This is a genomic window from Parvibaculum sp., assembly GCF_030694575.1.
In the GTDB taxonomy this organism is placed as follows: Bacteria; Pseudomonadota; Alphaproteobacteria; order Parvibaculales; family Parvibaculaceae; genus Parvibaculum.
In genome coordinates this window covers 96,777-112,450 of the sequence record NZ_JAUYUS010000094.1, presented here as the reverse complement: position 1 = coordinate 112,450, position 15,674 = coordinate 96,777, and the positions used below count along the sequence as shown (strand labels likewise).

The 15,674-nt window shown below is 64.1% G+C and carries 18 protein-coding genes; 8 read left to right on the top strand and 10 right to left on the bottom strand.

Going from position 1 to position 15,674, the window contains the following annotated elements; translation table 11 throughout:
- Positions 1-167: 167 nt before the first annotated feature.
- Positions 168-971, bottom strand: a complete 804-nt coding sequence (locus Q8S60_RS13330) for a HesA/MoeB/ThiF family protein (protein WP_305275488.1) — start codon at positions 969-971, stop codon at positions 168-170.
- Between the two features lie 192 nt (positions 972-1,163).
- Here Q8S60_RS13330 and Q8S60_RS13325 point away from each other — a divergent pair, with 192 nt between their 5' ends.
- Entirely contained in the window at positions 1,164-1,481 is a 318-nt protein-coding gene (locus tag Q8S60_RS13325) for a phasin family protein (RefSeq protein ID WP_305275489.1), read from the top strand.
- Between the two features lie 16 nt (positions 1,482-1,497).
- Here Q8S60_RS13325 and Q8S60_RS13320 read toward each other — a convergent pair whose 3' ends face one another.
- The 3 genes from Q8S60_RS13320 to Q8S60_RS13310 all read right to left on the bottom strand — a co-directional run bounded on the left by Q8S60_RS13320 (position 1,498) and on the right by Q8S60_RS13310 (position 3,863).
- Positions 1,498-2,295, bottom strand: a complete 798-nt coding sequence (locus Q8S60_RS13320; protein ID WP_305275490.1) for a thioesterase family protein — start codon at positions 2,293-2,295, stop codon at positions 1,498-1,500.
- Between the two features lie 217 nt (positions 2,296-2,512).
- The gene (locus Q8S60_RS13315; protein WP_305275491.1) at positions 2,513-3,115 is read right to left on the bottom strand and encodes a 2-hydroxychromene-2-carboxylate isomerase; all 603 of its coding nucleotides are present in this window, start codon (positions 3,113-3,115) and stop codon (positions 2,513-2,515) included.
- Positions 3,116-3,134: 19 nt separating this feature from the next.
- Positions 3,135-3,863, bottom strand: coding sequence for an SDR family oxidoreductase (locus Q8S60_RS13310; RefSeq protein WP_305275492.1), 729 nt, complete (start codon positions 3,861-3,863; stop codon positions 3,135-3,137).
- A 175-nt stretch (positions 3,864-4,038) separates the two neighbouring features.
- Here Q8S60_RS13310 and Q8S60_RS13305 point away from each other — a divergent pair, with 175 nt between their 5' ends.
- Positions 4,039-4,542 (top strand): winged helix-turn-helix transcriptional regulator, encoded by a 504-nt coding sequence (locus Q8S60_RS13305; RefSeq protein ID WP_305275493.1) that lies wholly within the window; start codon positions 4,039-4,041, stop codon positions 4,540-4,542.
- On the opposite strand, the gene cysK is transcribed toward Q8S60_RS13305, so the two are convergent.
- From cysK to ubiE, 6 genes are all read right to left on the bottom strand, one after another.
- A complete protein-coding gene (cysK, locus tag Q8S60_RS13300; RefSeq protein ID WP_305275494.1) occupies positions 4,543-5,499 on the bottom strand; it encodes a cysteine synthase A in 957 nt (318 codons plus the stop codon).
- A 66-nt stretch (positions 5,500-5,565) separates the two neighbouring features.
- Positions 5,566-6,015: an Rrf2 family transcriptional regulator gene (locus tag Q8S60_RS13295; RefSeq protein ID WP_305275495.1), complete on the bottom strand. Its 450-nt coding sequence runs from the start codon at positions 6,013-6,015 to the stop codon at positions 5,566-5,568.
- A gap of 7 nt (positions 6,016-6,022) precedes the next feature.
- Entirely contained in the window at positions 6,023-6,487 is a 465-nt protein-coding gene (gene dut / locus Q8S60_RS13290; RefSeq protein ID WP_305275496.1) for a dUTP diphosphatase, read from the bottom strand.
- The gene (gene coaBC / locus Q8S60_RS13285) at positions 6,484-7,728 is read right to left on the bottom strand and encodes a bifunctional phosphopantothenoylcysteine decarboxylase/phosphopantothenate--cysteine ligase CoaBC (protein WP_305275497.1); all 1,245 of its coding nucleotides are present in this window, start codon (positions 7,726-7,728) and stop codon (positions 6,484-6,486) included. The genes dut and coaBC overlap by 4 nt, the downstream gene beginning before the upstream one ends.
- A 118-nt stretch (positions 7,729-7,846) precedes the next feature.
- The gene (gene ubiB / locus Q8S60_RS13280; RefSeq protein WP_305275498.1) at positions 7,847-9,451 is read right to left on the bottom strand and encodes a 2-polyprenylphenol 6-hydroxylase; all 1,605 of its coding nucleotides are present in this window, start codon (positions 9,449-9,451) and stop codon (positions 7,847-7,849) included.
- A 1-nt stretch (position 9,452) separates the two neighbouring features.
- The gene (gene ubiE, locus Q8S60_RS13275; protein WP_305275499.1) at positions 9,453-10,238 is read right to left on the bottom strand and encodes a bifunctional demethylmenaquinone methyltransferase/2-methoxy-6-polyprenyl-1,4-benzoquinol methylase UbiE; all 786 of its coding nucleotides are present in this window, start codon (positions 10,236-10,238) and stop codon (positions 9,453-9,455) included.
- A gap of 67 nt (positions 10,239-10,305) precedes the next feature.
- Here ubiE and mutM point away from each other — a divergent pair, with 67 nt between their 5' ends.
- The 6 genes from mutM to dnaA all read left to right on the top strand — a co-directional run bounded on the left by mutM (position 10,306) and on the right by dnaA (position 15,623).
- Positions 10,306-11,190, top strand: a complete 885-nt coding sequence (gene mutM / locus Q8S60_RS13270) for a bifunctional DNA-formamidopyrimidine glycosylase/DNA-(apurinic or apyrimidinic site) lyase (RefSeq protein WP_305275500.1) — start codon at positions 10,306-10,308, stop codon at positions 11,188-11,190.
- A 20-nt stretch (positions 11,191-11,210) separates the two neighbouring features.
- Complete coding sequence (locus Q8S60_RS13265) at positions 11,211-11,600, top strand: hypothetical protein (RefSeq protein ID WP_305275501.1); 390 nt, start codon at positions 11,211-11,213, stop codon at positions 11,598-11,600.
- 76 nt (positions 11,601-11,676) lie between these two features.
- Positions 11,677-12,453: an enoyl-CoA hydratase gene (locus Q8S60_RS13260; RefSeq protein WP_305275502.1), complete on the top strand. Its 777-nt coding sequence runs from the start codon at positions 11,677-11,679 to the stop codon at positions 12,451-12,453.
- Between the two features lie 212 nt (positions 12,454-12,665).
- A complete protein-coding gene (rpsT, locus tag Q8S60_RS13255) occupies positions 12,666-12,929 on the top strand; it encodes a 30S ribosomal protein S20 (RefSeq protein ID WP_305275503.1) in 264 nt (87 codons plus the stop codon).
- A 557-nt stretch (positions 12,930-13,486) separates the two neighbouring features.
- On the top strand, positions 13,487-13,963 hold the full coding sequence (locus tag Q8S60_RS13250; protein WP_305275504.1) for a rhodanese-like domain-containing protein: 477 nt from the start codon (positions 13,487-13,489) through the stop codon (positions 13,961-13,963).
- A 226-nt stretch (positions 13,964-14,189) separates the two neighbouring features.
- Positions 14,190-15,623: a chromosomal replication initiator protein DnaA gene (gene dnaA / locus Q8S60_RS13245; RefSeq protein ID WP_305276401.1), complete on the top strand. Its 1,434-nt coding sequence runs from the start codon at positions 14,190-14,192 to the stop codon at positions 15,621-15,623.
- The last annotated feature ends 51 nt before the right edge of the window (positions 15,624-15,674 follow it).

Below are 15,674 nucleotides of genomic sequence, written 5' to 3'. Positions count from 1 at the left end.
GCGGCAAGGTCATCGTCAACATCAAGACCTTCATGGACGGCCACCGCCCGCCCGACCGCGTCATCCCCGCAATCATGTAAGCCCCTTCGCGGCCCGCCGGAATATTCTCTATACTGAACAAAAAATAAGTGTCATCCCGGCAACAAGTGCCGGGATGACATCTGTAATTAGCCATGCGCCGACAAATCCGTGATCGTCGGCCGCTCCCCCGTCAGCGCATTCTTCGGGTCCCATTTGAGCTTCACGGTGCGAAACCGCGTGTCGAGCGCGTCGTAGATCAGCAGCTTCCCCGCGAGGCTTTCCCCCGCGCCGGTGATTTCCTTGATAACCTCCAGCGCCTGCAGCGATCCGACGACGCCCGTCAGCGCGCCGAGCACGCCCGCCTCCTCGCAGGTCGGCACCGAGCCCGGCGGCGGCGTCGCGCCCACGAAGTCGCGGTAATTCGGTTTCGGCCTGCCCTCCGCATCGCGCTCGAAGGCGCGGAAGGTCGCCACCTGCCCCTCGAACTGGCCGACGGCGGCCGAGACGAGCGGCACCTTCGCGAAATAGCACGCATCGTTCACCAGAAACCGTGTCGCGAAATTGTCGCAACCGTCGGCCACCAGGTCATATTGCGAAATGATCTCGATGGCGTTCGCCGCCGTCAGCCGCTCCCGGTGCTGCACCACCTTCACATCCGGGTTGATCCGCGCCGCCGCTTCCGCCGCGCTCTCCGTCTTCGCCCGGCCCACATCGCCCGTTCCATGCGCGATCTGCCGCTGCAGGTTGGAAAGCGAAACCGTGTCGTTGTCGATGATCCCGATCGTGCCGACGCCCGCCGCCGCCAGATACATCAGGCAGGGGCTCCCGAGCCCCCCCGCGCCGATAATGAGCACGCGCGCCGCCAGCAGCTTCTGCTGCCCCGGCCCGCCGATCTCCTTCAGCACGATATGCCGCGCATAACGTGTCAGTTGGTCGTCGCTGAGTTTCATGGCCGCAGTCTTACCACGTCCCCGCCCGCCTAAAAAATATGCGGGCCATCCGGCCGCCTGTCATATTGCTGCCCGCTTCATCGGGCATGATCCTTCCTGTCGCGCGGGGCCATGCCCCGCCGTCTCCGGAACCCGGAGGGCCGCCCGCAACAGCACCCTCCGTTTCATGCCCTTCATGAGTGAGGTGACGAGATGACCGACTACCCCCGCACCGTAATGGACGCCTTCGCCGCCTCGGCCGCTGCAGCTGCCGAGAAGGCCGCCATCATCAACAAGGAAATTCTGGACTTCGGCCAGCAGCGCTTCGAGGCCGATGCCGGCACCGCCGAGGCCATGCTCGCGGCCGAGAGCCTTTCCGACATGCTGGCCCTCCAGCGCGATTTCATGATGTCCACCTTCGAAAGCTACGCGAAGGAAACCGCCAGGCTTCGCGAACTGGCGATGGAGATGACCGACGAAATGGTCGGCCGCCTCTCGAAACCGATCGCCACGAAAGCGTCCGCCGCCTGAGCTGCAGCCGGCGCGCTCAAACCGGCAGCAGCACCACGCTCTGGCATGACCGCCCGATGCGGCCATAAACGTCGAAAATCTCGGACTCGGTCATGCCGCGCCCGTCGCCATGCCACGAGCCCCGCTGCGCCACGCCGATCCATTCGCCGAGCGGCACGCGCGACAGGTGAAGCGAGAGGTCGGCATTGGGCCAGCCGGCGGCGTTGGGCCGCTCGCCCGCATCCGTCACCGTGAAAAGCGTCGACACATCGGCCACCGCCATCGCATTCGAAAAGGGTGTCGGCACGTCGTGGAACGGATGCTTGAGCCGGAACCATTTCGCTCGCGTCCCGTCCGCATGTGTCGTGTCGCGAATATCGACGAGATCGAGAAAGCCGTGATCCTTGCCCGAATTGTTGAAACCCGGCGGCCGTTCCCACCGGGAAAAATTCTCCGGCTCGAACAGCACTTCGGTTGGCGCCCCCGGCAACCCGTCGATGCTTGCGGGCTTCTGGAAGCATGCGCTCGCCTTCGCCTGCAACTTCCCGCCCGCCCATAATTCATTCTCGAACACGGCGATCCGTCCGCCCTCGCGCACCGCGCTCACCTTGCTCGAAATCCCCTCGCGCGGCAGCGGCCTCAGCAGATAGAGATTGGCCGAGACAAGCGCGCCGAGTTCGCGTGTCCCCGCCATCGCTTCCATCTCGCCGACGGCAAGCGCCGCCACCGCGCCGCCATGCATGCCGCCAAACGGCCCCTGCGATTCCGGCCGCGCAGCCCACACCCCGCCATCGCGGCGGAAAACGGGATTCAACTCTGTCGTCGGTGCATTCATGGGCTTCGCAATACTCCATCTTCTCTTCCACCCTCCCCCTGCGGGAGGGTCAAACCGCCAAAGGCGGTTTGGGGAGGGGTCACTGAATCAACCTCGGATAAATCCGCAACTCATTCTCCATCGCCGTCATTGCGAGCGCAGCGAAGCAATCCAGGACCACGGGTGAAGGACTGGATTGCTTCCCCTGCATTCTCGCAATGACGATGGAATAAATCCTTCACCCCGCAATCGCTTCTTCCACGTCCCGCAACCGGTCCTTGCCGAAATAGATTTCGCCATCTACGAAGAAAGTCGGAATCCCGAAGGCGCCGCGATTGACCGCGTCCTCCGTATTGGCCACCAGCTTCGCCTTCACATCCGGCTCCTGAATGCGCGCGAGAATATGCGCGCCGTCGATGCCGCCCGCGTCGAGAACGGCCTTGATGACATCCGCATCGTCCATCTTCTTCGAGTCTTCCCACATCGCCGCCGCGACCACATCGAAATATTTCGGCAGCACGCCATCCATCTCGGCCGCCACCGCGCCGCGCATGATCTGCAGCGTGTTCACCGGGAAATGCGAGTTGAATTTGAATTTCGTCAGCCCGTGCTTCTTGATGAAGCGCTGGATTTCCAGCATCCCGTATTCGGGCTTGTTCTTGATGCCGGCTTCCGCGATCACCGGCGACACGTTCCCCGTCGCCTTGAAGATGCCGCCCAGCAGCACCGGCACATACTGAAACCGCGCGCCCGTGCGTTGCTCGATCGCCGGCAGCGCCTTGCTGGCGAGATAGGCATTCGGACTGCCGAAGTCGAAAAGGAATTCCACCTTCTTCGTCATGTTCGTTCCCTCTTTGTGTTCAGAAAGTTTCCATCCAGGGCCTGAGGTCGAGTTCATGCGTCCAGGCGTCGCGCGGCTGCATGTGGAGCTGCCAGTACATCTCGGCGATATGGTCGGGATTCAAGATCCCGTCCTCATCCTTCAACGTGTAGCGCGCGGGAAAATTGTCGCGGATGAAAGCCGTGTCGATGGCGCCGTCGATGATCGGATGCGCGACATGGATACCCTTCGGCCCCAGCTCCCGCGCCATGCTCTGGGCGAGCGCGCGCAACGCGAATTTCGCACCCGCAAAGGCGCTGAAGCCCGCGCCGCCGCGAAGGCTCGCCGTCGCACCGGTAAAGATGATCGTGCCCTTGCCCCTCGGCACCATCACGCGCGCCGCCTCGCGTCCGGTGAGGAAGCCGGAATAGGCCCCCATCTCCCAGACCTTGCGGTAGACGCGCTCGGTCATCTCGAGGATCGGGAAATTCACATTGGCGCCGATATTGAAGACCATCAACTCGACGGGCCCCACCTCGCGCTCCACCGTCGCGAAGAGTTCGACGACCTCCTCCTCCTTCCGCGCGTCCGATCCGAAGCCGCGCGCCTCGCCGCCGTCGGATCTGATCTGATCGAGGAGGGGGATAAGTTTTTCTTCCGAGCGCCTGGTCACGCAGGCGACATATCCCCCCTTCGCGAATCGTCTCGCGATGGCCCCGCCGGTCGCGTCGCCGGCTCCGATCACGATTGCCGCTTTCCGCTCGCCCATCCGCAGTCCTCCGCTCGGGGGTCCGGAACCGCTTTGACGCCATCCATGACATTTTCATGACAGTTCGATGACAGTCGGTATAGTTCCGTTTTTGAACTTATAGTGATAGAATGGGTTCCGAAACGGAACCTGTCAAGCTATGATGGGATGTTTTTGGGCCGGAAAAGGAGATTTCATGCGGTGGGAAGAGCTCGACCGGGAGCCATGTTCGCTCGCCCGAACGCTCTCCGTCGTTGGCGACAGATGGACGCTTCTCGTGCTGCGCGAATGTTTCCTGCGCGTCCGCCGCTTCGAGGAATTCGAGCAGCGCCTCGGCATCGCGCGCCATGTGCTGGCGGATCGCTTGAAGAAACTGAGCGATGCTGGCGTACTCGAAAAAGTTCCGTATCAGGAGCGTCCGCGCCGCGAGGAATACCGCCTCACCGAAAAAGGCCTCGCGCTTTACCCCGTCCTGCAGGCGTTGCTCGATTGGGGCGACGCTTACATGTCGGGCTCCGAAGGTCCGCCCATCATCCGCCGCCACAAATCTTGCGGCCATGCCATGCACGCGGTTCAGACCTGTTCGGAATGCGGCGAGCCCTTCGGCGCCCGCGACATCGTGGCCGAACTCGGCCCGGGCGCGCAGGGCGAAATGCTGCCCTCCGGCATTGCATCGCCGAAAGGCAGCACCGCGAAATAATCAAAGACCGTCGAACAGCGCCGTCGAGAGATAGCGTTCGGCAAAGGAAGGGATGATCGCGACGATCGTCTTGCCCTTCATCTCCGGCCGCGCGCCGACTTCCAGCGCAACGGCAATCGCCGCGCCCGAGGAGATGCCGCCGGCAATGCCTTCCATCCGCGCCGCCTTGCGCGAATATTCGAACGCCGTCTCGTTGCCGACGGTGATGATCTCGTCGATCAGCGACTTGTCGAGGTTGCCCGGCACGAAGCCGGCGCCGATCCCCTGGATCATGTGCGGCCCCGGCTGTCCGCCGGAAAGAATGGGGCTGTCTTCCGGTTCGATGGCAATCATCTTCAAGCTCGGCTTCTTCGCCTTCAGCACGGAGCCGACGCCGGTAAAGGTGCCCGCCGTGCCGATGCCGGAAATCACGACATCCACCTTGCCGTCCGTGTCGTTCCAGATTTCCTCCGCCGTCGTCTTGCGGTGAATTTCCGGATTCGCCGGATTGTCGAACTGTTGCGGCATCACCGAATTCGGATGCTGCGTCAGCAGCTCTTCCGCGCGCGCGATGGCGCCTTTCATGCCTTTTTCCCTCGGCGTCAGCTCAAGCTCCGCGCCGAGCAGCGCCAGCATCTTCCGCCGTTCGATCGACATGCTCTCCGGCATGCAGAGAATGAGACGATAGCCCTTCGCCGCGCACACGAAGGCAAGCGCGATCCCCGTGTTGCCGGATGTCGGCTCGATGATGACGGTGTTGTCGGTGATCTTGCCCTGCTTCTCCAGCGCCTCGATCATCGCGACGCCGATGCGGTCCTTCACGCTTGAAAGCGGATTGAAGAATTCGAGCTTCAGCAGGATGTCTGCGACGACGCCCGCTTCCTTCGCCATGCGGTTGAGCCGCACCAGCGGGGTGTCGCCGATCGTTTCCGTGATGCTGTTATAGATGCGTCCGCGTCCTGGCTTCTTCTCGGTCATGCTGGCCTCCCGGGCCTCTGGTGACGCTTCGCTTCCGAAGCGAAGCCTGTCCAAGTCAGATCCAAATCAGATAATGAAGTCCGCCGTCGGTTTCGAGGCGCCGACGCCCGCTTCTTCCGCTTTTCGGCACAGATCTTCGATGGTGATGTTGTCGAGCTTCTCCATCAATTCGCGCTGCACATCCTGCCACAGGGGCGCGATCACGCGCTCGCCCAGTTCCGAAGGTGCCGACGCCGTGGGCTCATCCGACGCTTCCATCGCGCCGACCACGCGCACCACTTCGCCGACAGGAATGCGCCTGCGCTCGCGTGCCAGCGTATAGCCGCCGCGCGGTCCGCGCACGCCTTTCAGAATGCCCGCATGCACGAGCTGCTGCATCACCTGTTCGAGATAGCGCTGCGGAATACCCTGCCGCTTGGTGATCTCTTTCGATTGCACGGGGTCCGGCCGCGCATTGATCGCCACATCGACCACCGCTTCCAGCGCCAGCCAGGTTTTTTTCGAAAGCCTCAGCATGCCCCCATTATCCCTTCGTTCCCGTCGACCCGAAGCCGCCGGCGCCGCGCGCTGTCTCGTCCAGCGTACCGACTTCCTCGAAACGCGCCTGCGTCACCGGCGCCACCACCATCTGCGCGATCCGCGTGCCGCGTTCGATGGTGAAGGCATCGGCCCCGTGATTGATGAGGATCACCTTCACCTCGCCGCGATAGTCGCAATCGATGGTGCCCGGCGAATTGAGAACGGTAACGCCGTTCTTTGCCGCGAGGCCGGAGCGCGGCCGCACCTGCGCCTCGAAGCCCTGCGGCAGCGCGACCGCAAGTCCCGTCGGCACCATCGCGCGCGCGCCGGGCGCCAGCACCATCGGCTCGCCGTCGGGCAGCGCCGCGATCAGATCCATGCCCGCCGCGCCGGATGTTTCATAGCGCGGCAACGGCAACCCGTCGGAATGCGGCAGTCGTTGTACGCGAACGTCGATAAGAGGGTTCATTTGGCGGCCTTTGCGGGAGAGAAATGATCGGCGATGCAGCGCACCAGACGTTCGGCCACGGCCTGTTTCGGCAGCAGCGGCCAGTCTTCCTTGCCGTTCGCGGTGATGAGATGCACGGTGTTGAGATCGCCGCCCATCACGCCGGTCGCGGGCGAGACGTCGTTCGCGACGATCCAGTCGCAGCCCTTGCGCTGCCGCTTCGTCGTCGCGTGCTCGATCACCTTTTCCGTTTCGGCGGCAAAGCCGATGACGAGGGCAGGGCGGTTCTTCTGCAAATGGGAAAGCGTCGCGAGAATGTCGGGGTTCTCGACCAGCATGATCGCGGGCGCCTGTTCGCCGGGCTGCTTCTTCAGCTTCTGTTCCGCGTCGCTCGCCACCCGCCAGTCGGCCACGGCCGCCGCGCAGATCGCGATGTCGGCGGGGAGCGATCCCTCGCAGGCGCTCAGCATTTCGCGCGCCGTCTCCACGCGCTTCATGGTCACGCCGGGCGGTGCGGGCAGGTTTGTCGGACCGGAAACAAGTATCACTTCCGCGCCGAGCCGCGCCGCCGCCTGCGCAATCGCATAGCCCTGCTTGCCGGAAGAGCGATTGGCGAGATAGCGCACCGGATCGATAGGCTCATGCGTCGGCCCGGATGTAACGAGAATGCGCTTGCCTTTCAGCGGCCCGCCGCTCGGAAAGGCAAGCTCCGCGAAATGCGCTTCGATGGCCGCAAGAATTTCCGCCGGCTCCGCCATGCGTCCGGGCCCGTATTCGCCGCAGGCCATGTCGCCCTCGTTCGGTCCGACGAAATCGACGCCGTCCGCCAGCAGCGTTTCGAAATTTCTTTGCGTCGCGCGGTGCGTCCACATCCGCACATTCATCGCGGGCGCGATCAGCACCTTCTTGTCGGTGGCGAGAAGCGCGGTGCTGGCAAGATCGTTGGCGATCCCGTTCGCCATCTTCGCCATCAGGTCGGCGGTTGCGGGCGCGACCACCAGCAGGTCCGCGTCGCGCGACAATTCGATGTGCCCCATCTCCGCTTCGTCGGTCAGGCTGAAGAGATCGGTATAGACCTTGTCGCCCGTGAGGCTCGACACCGAAAGCGGCGTCACGAATTCCTGCGCCGCCTGCGTCAGCACACCCCGCACGCTCGCGCCGCGCTCCTTGAGCCTGCGGATCAGCTCCAGGCATTTATAGGCCGCGATGCCGCCGCCGATAATCAGCAGCACGCGCTTGCCGCTCAGGATGCTCTCGCTCAAACCGCTCTCCCGAAGTTTTGCCGCTTGTCATGTGAATATATAAATATTCACGACGACGATTTGTAGATCAAATCGTTCGACGTATAAAGTCAGGAAATAAAATGAAAAAGCTCTTTATTCAGAAGAGCTTGGCAAGGAGCAGCGCACCCACGGCGCCGATAGCGGCCCAGAGCAGCGGCCGCGAATAGCCTTGCCGCTCCCGCGCGCGGGCAATGGCGTCGGCGGAGGAGGGATGAATCCGCACCCCCTCCTCGTCGACATTCTCGGCCAGCAGCCGCGCCGTCCGTTCGGCCCGGTCCAGCACGTCGGGCAGGTTGCTCATCATGCGGCCGAGCTGCATCGCGCCGGCCGCAGCTTCCTCGATCCGCGTTTCCGGCGCCATCCGCTCGATCATCCACGACTTCAGAACGGGTTCCGCGCTCTCCCAGATGTTGTGATCGGGATCGAAATGCCGCGCGACGCCTTCCACCACCACCATGGTCTTCTGCAGCAGCAGAAGTTCCGGCCGCGTCTTCATGTCGAATTGTTCGGTCACCTGGAAAAGCTGCGCCAGCAGTTTCCCCATCGACACGTCCCGCGCGGGCCGCCCGAAGATCGGCTCCGCGACCGCGCGCAGCGCCTGTGCGAAGGCATGGATGCTCTTCGTGCTGGGCACATAGCCCGCCTCGAAATGAATCTCGGCGACGCGCGTATAGTCGCGCGTGACGATGCCGTAGAGAATTTCGGCGAGAAAGCGCCGCTCGCTCGGACCGATCCGGCCCATGATGCCGAAATCGACCGCGACGAGCCGGCCATCCGCATCGACGAACAGGTTTCCCTGATGCATGTCCGCGTGGAAGAACCCGTCGCGCATGGCATGCATGAGGAACGACTGGATCACCAGCGTGCCGAGCCGGCCCATGTCGTGCCCGGCCGCCACCAGCGCCTCGCGATCCGACGCGGCGATGCCGTCGATCCATTCCATCGTCAGGACGCGCCGCGACGTCCGCTCCCAGTCGATCACCGGCACGCGAAAGCCGGGATCCTTCGCGGTGTTTTCCGCCATCTCCGACATCGCCGCCGCTTCGAGCCGGAGATCCATCTCCAGCTTCACGCTGTCGGCGAGCGTCTGCACGACCTCGATGGGCCGGAGCCGGCGCGCCGGCGCGTAGTTCCGCTCGATCCGCTCCGCCACCCAGAAGAAGCTTTCGAGGTCTTCCGCGAAACGAAGCTCCACATCCGGCCGCAACACTTTCACGGCGACGTCGCGCCCGTCCGGCCAGGCCGCTTCCGGTTGCGTGCGCGCGCGATGCACCTGCGCGATCGATGCCGCCGCGATGGGCTCGCTCAACGCGCTGAACAGCTCGTCGACGGGTTTGCCGAGCCCGTCCTCGATGATCCGCCGCGCTTCCGCCATCGGAAAGGGCGGCAGCTTGTCCTGCAGCGAACTGAGATCGGCGGCGAGCCGCGGCCCGATCAGGTCAGGCCGCGTCGCCAGAAATTGCCCGAGCTTGATATAGGCGGGACCGAGCGCCGCCAGCGCCGTCGCAAGCCGCTCCCCCGCATCCTCGCTCTTTTCCTCCAGCGCGGGCTCCCACGGCAGCCGGATTTTCGCCAGCGGCATCAGCGCCAGCAATATGCCCGGCATTTCCGCCCGCAGTTCCAGCGGCACCAGCGCGTCGTGCTTGCCGAGCACGCGCGCCGCCCGCGTCAGCCGCACAAGGGAACGAAAGGAGCGCAGCATGTTACAAACGCCAGCCGGAATGGAGCGCGGCCACGCCGCCGGTCAGGTTGCGGTAGCTCACATTGCCGAAACCCGCTTCTCCGATCATGCGCTTGAATGTTTCCTGGTCGGGAAAGCGGCGAATGCTTTCCACCAGATATTGATAAGGCGCGTCGTCGCCCGTCACCCATTTGCCCATGCGCGGGATGGCGGCGAATGAATAGGCCTCATAGATGTCGTCGATGCCCGGCACGGCGACGCGGCTGAATTCGAGGCAGAGAATGCGCCCGCCCGGTTTCAGTACCCGGTAAGCCTCGCGCAGCGCCTGGTCCACATGCGTCACGTTGCGAATGCCGAAAGCGATCGTATAGGCGTCGAAGGATTTGTCGGGGAAGGGCAGGCGCTCTGCGTCGCCGCAGGCGAACTCGACGCGCCCCTCGAATGCCTTCGCTTCCGCGCGTCCCTGTCCAACGCCCAGCATGTGTTCGTTGATGTCGCAGACCGTCACCTGCGAGGCCGCGCCCGCGCGCTCGAGAAACCGGAAGGCGATGTCGCCTGTCCCGCCCGCCACGTCGATCAGGTGGAAGGGGCGGGCGCCGCGCGGCGGGTTCAGCCAGTCGATCATCGACTGCTTCCACGCCCGGTGCAGTCCGCCCGACATGAGATCGTTCATCAGGTCGTAGCGGCTCGCCACCTGCTCGAACACAGAGTGAACGAGCTTCGCCTTCTCCTCCTCGCGGACGGTACGGAACCCGAAATGGGTCTCGCCGCCCGCGCCGGGCTCCTGTTTTTTCGCATCTGCGCTCATGCGCGGGACCATAGCGCGCCGCCGCTGGGGGCGCTACTTTCATCCCCCGTTCCGAAGCGAAAGCGCCATGCCCGAATTACCGGAAGTCGAAACCGTCCGCCGCGGCCTCGCCCCCGCGCTTGAAGGCCGCCGCATCGCGCATGTGACGCAGCGCCGCCCGGACCTGCGCTTCCCGCTGCCGGAACGTTTCGCCGAACGCCTCACCGGCCGCCGCGTCATCCGCCTGGAGCGGCGCGCGAAATACATCCTCGTCCACATGGAACCCGCCGCGCCCGGCGGCGAGGAGGAGGTGCTCATCATGCATCTCGGCATGTCGGGCCGCTTCACGGTCCACGGGCCCGATGGCAGTTCGGCCCCCGGCCTCTTCCATCTCGGCATGCCGGGCGGCGAGACGCACGACCACATCGTCTTCGACATGGAGGATGGAACCCGCATCGTCTATGCCGATCACCGCCGCTTCGGCTTCATGGATCTCGTGGGCTCGGACGCCCTTGCCGCCAGCCGCCACCTCGCCGCGCTGGGGCCCGAGCCTCTCGGCAATGAATTCTCCGCCGCCGCCCTCTCCGAACGGCTGAAAGGCCGCCGCACGCCCATCAAATCGGCATTGCTCGACCAGCGCACGGTGGCGGGCCTCGGCAATATCTATGTCTGCGAGGCGCTCTTCCGCGCCGGCCTCTCGCCCAACCGCCAGGCCGCATCCGTTGCGGGGGCGGTACGATCGGAGCGTCTCGCCGCCGCGATCCGCTCCGTCCTCACCGATGCGATCGCCGCCGGCGGCTCCACCCTGCGCGACTACGCGCATACGGATGGCGAACTCGGCTACTTCCAGCACACATTCGCCGTCTACGACCGCGAAGGCCAACCCTGTTCAAATCGGGACTGCGGCGGTACCGTGAAGCGCATCGTGCAGTCCGCGCGGTCCACGTTCTATTGTCCAGCCTGTCAGCGATAGGCATCGGGAGGAAAATCGGCATGGCAAGTCTCGCCCGCCTCGGCGCAGCAGCGCTGGTCGTCGCGCTGTCATTCGCGCCGCTGCACGCATCCTTCGCGTCGGGCTTCCTCGATGCGGTCGAGGACATGCCGCTGATGGACGGCCTTGCCGAGACGGGTGACGGTGGCATCGTTTTCGACAAGCCGACGGGCCGCATCGTGCGCAGCGTCGCGGAAGGCGATGTCCCGCCCTCCGCCGTGCGCGCCTTTTATGCCGAGACGCTGCCGCAACTCGGCTGGACGCGTGCCGAGGAAGCGGAACTCATCGGCGACCTTCTGTTGTTCAGGCGCGAAGGCGAGCGCCTGGAACTCCAGATCGTGCCGGTTTCGCAAACGCATACCGAGGTGCGCTTCTCGATCGAACCTGAATAATCGCGGCGCCTCAACGCTTTCTCGCGCGCAAGGGGCGCGCATCGCACAATCGCATACCCGCAAAAAGGAGACAGTCATGGCCTACCAGAACATTCTGGTCGAAAAGAAAGGCGCCGTCGGCATCGTCACGCTGAACCGCCCGGACGCGCTCAACGCGCTCAACAAGGCCCTGATGGACGAACTGACGCTCGCGCTCGACGAATACGAGGCGGATGACGATGTTCACTGCATCGTCATCACCGGCTCGCAGAAGGCTTTCGCCGCCGGCGCGGACATCAAGGAGATGCAGCCGAAATCCTACATGGACGTCTACAAGGAAGACTTCATCACCGCGAACTGGGAACGCGCCACGCGCTGCCGCAAGCCGGTCATCGCGGCGGTCGCGGGTTACGCGCTGGGCGGTGGCTGCGAGCTCGCCATGATGTGCGATTTCATCATCGCCGGCGACAATGCGAAATTCGGCCAGCCCGAGATCAAGCTCGGCGTCATGCCGGGCGCGGGCGGCACGCAGCGCCTCACCCGCTTCGTCGGCAAGTCGAAGGCGATGGAAATGTGCCTCACCGGCCGCATGATGGACGCGGAGGAGGCGGAGCGCTCCGGGCTCGTCAGCCGCGTGGTGCCTGCGGGCGAACTCATGGACGAAGTGCTGAAGGTCGCGCAGACGGTGGCGGGCATGTCGCTCCCCATCGCCATGATGACCAAGGAGAGCGTCAACCGCGCCTACGAAACCACCCTTTCGGAAGGGGTCCGCTTCGAGCGCCGCCTGTTCCATTCCATGTTCGCGACCGACGACCAGACGGAAGGCATGGCCGCCTTTGTGGAGAAGCGCAGTCCCCAGTTCCGCAACCGCTGATCGGGAGTACCGGAAAAGGGCGCCGGACGGCCCTTTTTGGCCCGGTTTTTCAGGCTTTTTCGCCGGTTGACGAAAGGGGGAGGGGCGCGTATAACGCCCGCTTTCGAGGGGTCGGCTCGCGTTTTCGCGCGGGCCGCCTTTTCTTACAACAGATTTCCGCCGGCACCTCTGGACTTGCTCCATGCGCCGCGCTGACAAAGGTCCGAAGATCGATGGCGAACACGAAGTCCGCAAAGAAGGCAATCCGCGTGATTGCAAAGAAGACGGCAGTCAACAAGGACCGCCGCAGCCGCATGCGCACTTTCTGCCGCAATGTCGAGGAAGCGATCGCGAGCGGCGACAAGTCCGCGGCGGAGACGGCGCTTCGTGCCGCCCAGCCGGAGATCATGCGTGCCGCGCAGAAGGGTGTGATCCACAAGAACACAGCCTCGCGCAAGGTGTCGCGTTTCACGCAGCGCGTTAAGTCGCTTGCGTAACAGGCACTTCTCGGCCGCTGCATGATTTTGTGCAGGCGCCGTTCCTGAATCGGCAAAACCGAAACCCGCGAACGCACTTCGCGGGTTTTTTCTTTTTCCATGTATGTTTCAACGCGAGACTGGTTGCGCCGCACGCATCCGCGCGCATCGCGGAAACGGAAAAGAGTCCGTTTGTGACGGCACTTGGCAGCAGCGATGTATATGTGCGTTGCGGTCACCACATCATGTTGCGCACCGGCGCACGCACGTCACACACGGCAAAATTTTTGTGACGAAAGCGATTCTTCCGCTTGCTTAGGCATGCCCCAGCCGGTATGTTTAACAACCTCGGAGGGGCCAATGAATACTGTGTTTTTTGAGTAAATATTTACTGAATACAGTATTGATTATCGCCTCCAAGGCAAAAACAAGTATCCAGACAGAATGCGAGTGACGAGCCGGGGTAATTCGATTATTACCCCTGTGGGCGAGGTATGCCCGAGAGCCTGCAGGGGTGCGGGCGACGATCGGAAGCGATCGGTCTGGGGTAAGGGTGATCGGGAGCGGCGGGGGCATTCATGTCGGACAAGGCGGAGGGTGACGCTGTGCCGGAAGTGATCGGGGCTCGTCCGGACAATTACGCGGGCGACGTGGCGCCTGAAGAGGCCTGGCGCGTTCTCCAGAGCAATCCCGAGGCGGCGCTGGTCGATGTGCGTACCCGCGCCGAATGGTCCTTTGTCGGGCTGCCGGATCTTTCCGGCGCGGGCAAGGAGCCGGTGTTGATGGAGTGGCAGCAGTTTCCGGCGATGGCGCTCAATCCCGGCTTCGCGGCGGACCTGGCGGGCGCGCTGGGCGCGGCGCGCAAGCAGGCGCCTGTTTTCTTTCTGTGCCGCTCGGGCGCGCGAAGCCGCGCCGCGGCCATCGCCATGACGGCGGCGGGTTTCGGTCAGTGTTTCAACATTGTTGGCGGATTTGAGGGCGACCTGGACGGCGGCCGGCATCGTGGCGGCCGCAACGGATGGAAAGCGGCGGCGCTTCCCTGGGTTCAGTCGTAGGGGCGGGCAAGCGCCCGGATACAAGACGGCGATACGGGCGGCGGCGCCCGCAGCGCATGGGCTGCCCGCGGTGCCTTTTCAGGGCCCGGGCAAATTGAGGCATGAAGTTTTGGACGAGGAAGACATGGCGCCATCTCCGGCTGAAAGGCGGTCGCAGGATATCGCGGAAGCTTCGCGGCTCTCGGACGAAGCCCATCTCGCAGGCGACCGGCGGCGGGGTACAGCGATGAGCCTTGCGGATCAGTGGCGTCGCGTGCGCGCGCGCCTTCAGGCGGAACTCGGAGAGGCCACGTTCAACAGCTGGTTCAAGCAGGTCGAGCTGAACGGCGTTGCCGATGGCCGCGTCATGCTCGCCGTGCCGACGCGCTTCATCCGCAACTGGATCGTGTCGCATTATGCCGATCGTCTTGCGAAGCTCTGGGCCGACGAAGACGCGGACTTCTGCCGCGTCGACGTTCTGGTGAGCGCTGAAGTCAGGCCGGAAGAAAATGCGGCCCCCGCGGCCGACAGCGCACCGGCGGAGGAAGCCGCGCCCGCGCCGTCTCCGGCTGCCGCCCGTCCCGATACGCTGGCCAATGCCGTGCCGCACGGTTTCGAGGATGCGGGCGTCGGCGCGCCTCTCGATCCGCGTTTCACCTTCGAGGCTTTCGTCGTCGGCAAATCGAACGAACTCGCCCATGCCGCCGCAAGGCGCGTGGCGGAAGCGACCGACGTCACTTTCAATCCGCTTTTCCTTTATGGCGGCGTCGGCCTCGGCAAGACGCATCTGATGCACGCCATCGCCTGGGAAATCCGCAAGCGCCATCCCGAGCGCAAGGTGCTCTATCTTTCCGCCGAAAAATTCATGTACCAGTTCGTGCGGGCCCTGCGCTTCAAGGACACGATGGCCTTCAAGCAGCAGTTCCGCTCCGTCGACGTGCTGATGATCGACGACGTGCAGTTCATCTCCGGCAAGGATTCGACGCAGGAAGAATTCTTCCACACCTTCAACGCGTTGATCGACCATAACCGTCAGGTCATCATCTCCGCCGACCGCTCGCCTTCCGATCTCGAAGGCATCGAGGAGCGCATCCGTTCGCGTCTCGGCTGGGGCCTCGCCGCCGACATCCACCCGACCGATTACGAATTGCGTCTCGGCATTCTTCAGGCGAAGGCCGAGGAAATGATGCTGAGGAACGGCCCCGTCGCCATTCCGCCGGGCGTGCTCGAATTTCTCGCCCACCGCATCGTCTCCAATGTGCGCGAGCTTGAGGGCGCCCTGAAGCGCGTCGTCGCCTATGCCTCGCTCGTCGGCCGTCCGATCACGCCGGAGATGACGCAGGAAGTGCTGCGCGACCTGCTGCGCTCCAACGACCGCAAGATCACGATCGAGGAAATCCAGCGCCGCGTCGCGGAGTACTACAACGTCCGCCTGGCGGACATGTTGTCCGCCCGCCGCGCCCGCGCCGTCGCGCGTCCGCGCCAGGTCGCCATGTATCTGTCGAAGCAGCTCACCACCCGCTCGCTGCCCGAGATCGGCCGCAAGTTCGGTGGCCGCGACCACACCACGGTCATCCATGCCGTCCGCAAGATCGACGAACTCCGGCAGGCCGATTCCGGCATCGAGGAGGACGTCGATCTGCTCCGGCGCATGCTGGAAGGCGGCCACGGGCCCAACTGAGCGGCCCGCCGGGCAGCGTTCGGAAAAGCCCTTGCGAATCATGGGGTTGAT

What these genes read in the sequence shown, in the direction of transcription:
- dnaA (WP_305276401.1), top strand. Translation starts at nt 14,190, where the DNA reads ATGAGCCTTGCGGATCAGTGGCGTCGCGTGCGCGCGCGCCTTCAGGCG.
- Q8S60_RS13305 (WP_305275493.1), top strand. Translation starts at nt 4,039, where the DNA reads ATGCGGTGGGAAGAGCTCGACCGGGAGCCATGTTCGCTCGCCCGAACG.
- ubiE (WP_305275499.1), bottom strand. Translation starts at nt 10,238, where the DNA reads ATGAGCGCAGATGCGAAAAAACAGGAGCCCGGCGCGGGCGGCGAGACC.
- Q8S60_RS13260 (WP_305275502.1), top strand. Translation starts at nt 11,677, where the DNA reads ATGGCCTACCAGAACATTCTGGTCGAAAAGAAAGGCGCCGTCGGCATC.
- Q8S60_RS13325 (WP_305275489.1), top strand. Translation starts at nt 1,164, where the DNA reads ATGACCGACTACCCCCGCACCGTAATGGACGCCTTCGCCGCCTCGGCC.
- rpsT (WP_305275503.1), top strand. Translation starts at nt 12,666, where the DNA reads ATGGCGAACACGAAGTCCGCAAAGAAGGCAATCCGCGTGATTGCAAAG.
- Q8S60_RS13250 (WP_305275504.1), top strand. Translation starts at nt 13,487, where the DNA reads ATGTCGGACAAGGCGGAGGGTGACGCTGTGCCGGAAGTGATCGGGGCT.
- Q8S60_RS13265 (WP_305275501.1), top strand. Translation starts at nt 11,211, where the DNA reads ATGGCAAGTCTCGCCCGCCTCGGCGCAGCAGCGCTGGTCGTCGCGCTG.
- Q8S60_RS13310 (WP_305275492.1), bottom strand. Translation starts at nt 3,863, where the DNA reads ATGGGCGAGCGGAAAGCGGCAATCGTGATCGGAGCCGGCGACGCGACC.
- Q8S60_RS13295 (WP_305275495.1), bottom strand. Translation starts at nt 6,015, where the DNA reads ATGCTGAGGCTTTCGAAAAAAACCTGGCTGGCGCTGGAAGCGGTGGTC.
- Q8S60_RS13320 (WP_305275490.1), bottom strand. Translation starts at nt 2,295, where the DNA reads ATGAATGCACCGACGACAGAGTTGAATCCCGTTTTCCGCCGCGATGGC.
- Q8S60_RS13330 (WP_305275488.1), bottom strand. Translation starts at nt 971, where the DNA reads ATGAAACTCAGCGACGACCAACTGACACGTTATGCGCGGCATATCGTG.
- dut (WP_305275496.1), bottom strand. Translation starts at nt 6,487, where the DNA reads ATGAACCCTCTTATCGACGTTCGCGTACAACGACTGCCGCATTCCGAC.
- Q8S60_RS13315 (WP_305275491.1), bottom strand. Translation starts at nt 3,115, where the DNA reads ATGACGAAGAAGGTGGAATTCCTTTTCGACTTCGGCAGTCCGAATGCC.
- cysK (WP_305275494.1), bottom strand. Translation starts at nt 5,499, where the DNA reads ATGACCGAGAAGAAGCCAGGACGCGGACGCATCTATAACAGCATCACG.
- mutM (WP_305275500.1), top strand. Translation starts at nt 10,306, where the DNA reads ATGCCCGAATTACCGGAAGTCGAAACCGTCCGCCGCGGCCTCGCCCCC.
- ubiB (WP_305275498.1), bottom strand. Translation starts at nt 9,451, where the DNA reads ATGCTGCGCTCCTTTCGTTCCCTTGTGCGGCTGACGCGGGCGGCGCGC.